The organism is Sulfurimonas sp. (genome assembly GCF_032250635.1).
GTDB lineage: Bacteria > Campylobacterota > Campylobacteria > Campylobacterales > Sulfurimonadaceae > Sulfurimonas.
In genome coordinates, this window is record NZ_JAVVFL010000178.1 from 1 (window position 1) to 4,467 (window position 4,467).

Annotated in this window: 5 protein-coding genes; 3 read left to right on the forward strand and 2 right to left on the reverse strand. The window is 40.0% G+C overall.

What is annotated here, in order from left to right; all coding sequences use genetic code 11:
* Positions 1-46: 46 nt before the first annotated feature.
* The gene (locus RQ763_RS09820; protein ID WP_314152711.1) at positions 47-1,411 is read right to left on the reverse strand and encodes an NAD(P)H-hydrate dehydratase; all 1,365 of its coding nucleotides are present in this window, start codon (positions 1,409-1,411) and stop codon (positions 47-49) included.
* Positions 1,412-1,417: 6 nt separating this feature from the next.
* Positions 1,418-2,152 (reverse strand): ATP-binding protein, encoded by a 735-nt coding sequence (locus RQ763_RS09825; RefSeq protein ID WP_314152713.1) that lies wholly within the window; start codon positions 2,150-2,152, stop codon positions 1,418-1,420.
* 177 nt (positions 2,153-2,329) lie between these two features.
* Between RQ763_RS09825 and RQ763_RS09830 the strand changes: the two genes are divergently transcribed.
* The 3 genes from RQ763_RS09830 to RQ763_RS09840 form a co-directional block, all read left to right on the forward strand.
* The gene (locus RQ763_RS09830) at positions 2,330-3,349 is read left to right on the forward strand and encodes a cytochrome-c peroxidase (protein WP_314152714.1); all 1,020 of its coding nucleotides are present in this window, start codon (positions 2,330-2,332) and stop codon (positions 3,347-3,349) included.
* A gap of 42 nt (positions 3,350-3,391) precedes the next feature.
* The gene (locus tag RQ763_RS09835) at positions 3,392-4,354 is read left to right on the forward strand and encodes a KpsF/GutQ family sugar-phosphate isomerase (RefSeq protein WP_314152716.1); all 963 of its coding nucleotides are present in this window, start codon (positions 3,392-3,394) and stop codon (positions 4,352-4,354) included.
* A partial coding sequence (locus RQ763_RS09840; RefSeq protein WP_314152717.1) for a S4 domain-containing protein occupies positions 4,351-4,467 on the forward strand: 117 nt, incomplete at its 3' end. The genes RQ763_RS09835 and RQ763_RS09840, both read left to right, overlap by 4 nt.

A 4,467-nucleotide genomic window follows, 5' to 3' on the forward strand; every position in this document is an offset into this window, starting at 1 on the left:
CCTAGCTCATATTTTCCGATTTTTAGTATATCTTTCATTCTATTTCCTATAATCTACTTATTTCATTTATTAAATCATCCGGTATAAGCGAAAAATCCGCTCCATCGTAATTTAGTGCAAGTTTAGCATGTGTTAATGAACCGTTGATTGCGGCATCAAGTGCACTATACCCCTGCGCTAAAAGAGCCCCGATAAGACCGCTTAAAACATCCCCGCTTCCGCCTTTTGCTAGTGCCGGAGTTCCATGAGGATTGACAAAAATCTCATCGCCTCTGCCTATTATGACGTTTGCACCTTTTAAAAGAAGCGTGACATGTGGATATTTTTTGCAAAACATCTCTACATATTTAAAACGCTCTTTTTGCAACTCATCTACCGTTATATCAGCTAACTCTGCTCTTTTTAAAAGCGAGACAAACTCTTTTGCATGCGGCGTTAAAACAACCTCGTCTCTTTTTAAAATATCTAGAGCGGCTTGCATATGAAATATATCCGCATCCGCAATCAGCGGCAGAGAGTTATCCAAAAACTTCTCCAGCTCTTGCGCACTAAATTCTGCTCCAAGACCCATTCCCAAAGCCAAAGCAGTTGTGTTTTTAGGCACTTCATGCGAGTACATGAGCGTATGCGGTATCTCGATTTTTTCAAATCCCACAAGCGTTACAAGTCCGCTTCCAAATCGAAGCGCTGAAAGAGCGCTCATGATGCTCGCTCCGCTCTTCTGCCCCGATGCAATAGCCAAGTGTCCGTAAGAGCCTTTATGAGAATCTTTTTTTGCTCTTGAGGGGAGTCTTAAATCGTCCAAATCAAGAAGCTTATCGTTACTCTCTTTTTCGTAAACATTTCGGCTCACGCCCAAATCAAGAACTTTTATCTCACCGACAAACTCTTTGGCGCTATCCAAGAACATGCTCTTTTTCAACGCACCCATAGTCAACGTTACATCTGCGATAAACTTATATCCAGATGGAACATCACAAGCGATTTTAAAAGCCTCAAGCTCATTCATCTCTTGGATTATACCCATCAGCTCTTCGTTAAATTCGCCGCTAAATCCCGTTCCGACAATCGCATCCACCAAAACATCGCACGATTGAAGTTTTGTGCACTCTCTTACGCCTATGCTAAGAGCTCTCTTTTGCTGCAGAAGCGCCATCTTTGACGCAGGCTTTTTTGCATAAAAGAGAGAGGTGTCAAAGTCGCCATGAAGAAGCCTTGCAAGGGCGATTCCATCAGCTCCGTTATTTCCGCTTCCACAAACTATAATGATTTTTGCATTTTTTTTAAAATTGTTACGAATATACTCAGCCATACCCTCTGCGGCATGCTCCATCAAAATATCTTCGCTTAAAAAAAACTCTTCGTAACATCTCTTATCTAAAGATGTCACCTCATCAAAAAGTTTTTGCATCTCTACCTACTCATCAATAATATACTCATCTATCTCTACTATGTTGCTTTTGATATCATTAAACAAGAGAGTACGATAATTTGTTCTGTACTGATAAAAAAATCTGTTTTTTGGCAGTTTTTTCAGGTTTGCCGTGTTGAAATACTCAAAGTTTGAGCATCTTCCAAGGTACATGAACGTAAAGAGAAGTTTGATTTGAGGGTTTTCAAAAGTGCTGTGAGGCTGTGCCAAAAACGTAAGACCATATTTTTTTATATTTAAAAAAGTCAACATGTAGAGTAAAAAATCTTCAAATTTTGTATAAAAACCGTTTAAATTTTCAATATCATGGAAAAAGTAGTAGTAGTTTTCCAACAATCCTTTTATCTGAAGAGTCTCGGTCAGCTTGCTTTTTATATCTCTTTTATTTGAGAAATACGCAGGGTCAACTGCCATGTAGATATGTTTTCTCTCATCAATAAGCTTGTTAAACTGCTCTAAAAACTCATCGCTCTCATTAAATCTTATGTAGTTAAAGTGCTCGTCTTTATATCTAAGTTCTATATCATTGATATCAGAATTTGAAAAATCAAGATAGAGCGTTGCAACATTACTGTCGATTATATAGTTTCGTATTTTACACGCCAGATTTGTTTTGCCTGCACCCTCGTTTCCTAAAATCAGCGTGTTGAAGTAAAGCACTCTCTCCTCAACTTTAAGTGTATTGATACTGCTTACATATTTTCCTAATTTATCTCTCATATTTTCCCTCTAAAAATTTTTAGAATTATTATATCTTATCTCTAATAAATAAAGGCTATCTCTTTGCTCGCTAAGCAAGATATATACTATGGTTTTATAAAAATAATATAAATACGTTATACAGACTTAAGCTAAACAAATGTAATATTTGTGACAAATTTTACAAAAGGAACTACCATGTATAAAAGAACCGTTTTGAGCATAGCATTCGCCGCTTCATCTCTTTTGGCTACAGATTTAGTTACGGAGGCTAAAAAAGCGGGCTTAGTGCCTATTCCTGCAGATAAAAATGAGCTTATGAAGCTTATAGACAATCCTAAAAACCCTATAACTGATAAGAAAATAGAACTTGGAAAAAAACTCTACTTCGACCCAAGACTCTCAAAAAGCGGTTTTATCAGCTGTAATAGTTGTCACAACCTAAGCGAGGGAGGGGATGACGGAATCCCTGCGGCAATTGGACACAAATGGACTGCAAATCCGCATCACCTAAACTCGCCGACAGTTTACAACTCGGTATTTTTTAGCTCTCAATTCTGGGATGGGCGCGACCCGCACCTAGAGGCGCAAGCACAAGGACCAATCCAGGCAGCACCTGAGATGTCGGCAACTCCTGAGCATGTAGTTGCAACCGTCACTTCTATGCCGGCTTATGTTGATGGGTTTAAAGGCGCGTATGGCAAGGATGTAAAAATAACGTTTGAGAAGGTTGCAGATACCATCGCGACATTTGAGAGAACGCTTGTTACCCCGTCTGCGTTTGACGACTACCTTAACGGCGATGAAAACGCTATTACAAAAGCGCAAAAAAAGGGTCTTCAAACTTTCATAGACAAAGGGTGTGCTACATGTCACAACGGTATTGCTCTTGGCGGTGCCATGAACGCGTTTAACATTACAGGCACATACAAGTTTCAAGATGTAGGCGATTTTAAGGGTGACAAAAACGGTATGGTAAAAGTGCCTACTCTTAGAAATATCACACAAACTGCACCATATTTTCATAACGGTCAGATCTGGGAACTCAAAGATGCAATCAAAGAGATGGGACGTATCCAACTGGGTGCTGACATAAACGATGCAGAAGCCACTTCTATTGAAGAGTTCCTAAGGGCGCTTGACGGCAGAAAAGCAGATGTAATTCTTCCTCAACTTCCTGCCTCTACATCAAAAACTCCAAAGCCTGACATTAGATAAACCTGCAATGCAATTTATACCCAAAAAGGGTATAATTGCGTTATGAATTACAGACAAATAGCACAAGAAACTTTAAATATTGAAGCCCAAACGCTCCTAAACAGCGCTCAAAATATTGGCGATGTCTTCGATAGAGCAGTGGAAATCATCCTTGCATGCAGAGGCAAACTTATCGTCACGGGTGTTGGCAAATCAGGACTCATCGGTGCAAAGATGGCGGCAACATTCGCTTCCACCGGAACACCCAGCTTTTTCTTGCACCCCACAGAAGCTCTTCATGGCGACTTGGGAATGATTGGCAAAGAGGATGTTGTTCTAGCTATTAGCTATAGCGGCGAGAGCGAAGAGTTAAGCTCCATACTTCCACACATTAAAAGATTTGACATTCCGCTTATCGGCATGACGAGAGCGAAAAGCTCCACGCTTGGAAGATACAGCGATTTGGTTATTGATGTTGTAGTTGAAAAAGAGGCATGTCCGCTAAACATTGCACCGACAAGCTCAACCACGCTTACACTCGCACTCGGCGATGCGCTTGCGGTATGTCTTATGAAGGCAAAAAACTTTAAAAAAAGCGATTTTGCCTCATTTCATCCCGGCGGAGCTTTAGGAAAACAGCTATTTGTAAAAGTTAAAGATTTGATGAGAACAAAAGATTTGCCAATTATCACGGCAGACACAAAACTCAAAGATGCCATTGTAAAGATTAGCGAAGGCAGGATTGGAACGGTTCTAATTACCGATGAGATGGGCAGGCTTCAAGCACTTGTAAGTGATGGCGATATTCGCAGAGCGCTCATGAGTGAAGACTTTTCGCTTCAAGAGAGCGTCTTAAAGTATGCAACACTCAACCCAAAAACAATAGATGATGAAAATATGCTTGCAAGTGAAGCACTTGTGATTATAGAAGAGATGAAGATACAGCTTTTAGTTGTGACGGATAAAGAGAAAAAAGTAAATGGCGTGCTTCATATCCATACTTTGATAGAAAAAGGCATATCGTGAGATTAAATAAATACATTGCTCACCACTCAAGCTACTCAAGAAGAGAAGCCGACAAAGCGATTCAAGACAGTTATGTCAGAGTCGATGGTGAGACTCAAACAAACCCCGCAACC

Coding starts and splice junctions, on each gene's coding strand:
- RQ763_RS09820 (WP_314152711.1), bottom strand. CDS start 1,411: ATGCAAAAACTTTTTGATGAGGTGACATCTTTAGATAAGAGATGTTAC.
- RQ763_RS09825 (WP_314152713.1), bottom strand. CDS start 2,152: ATGAGAGATAAATTAGGAAAATATGTAAGCAGTATCAATACACTTAAA.
- RQ763_RS09830 (WP_314152714.1), top strand. CDS start 2,330: ATGTATAAAAGAACCGTTTTGAGCATAGCATTCGCCGCTTCATCTCTT.
- RQ763_RS09835 (WP_314152716.1), top strand. CDS start 3,392: ATGAATTACAGACAAATAGCACAAGAAACTTTAAATATTGAAGCCCAA.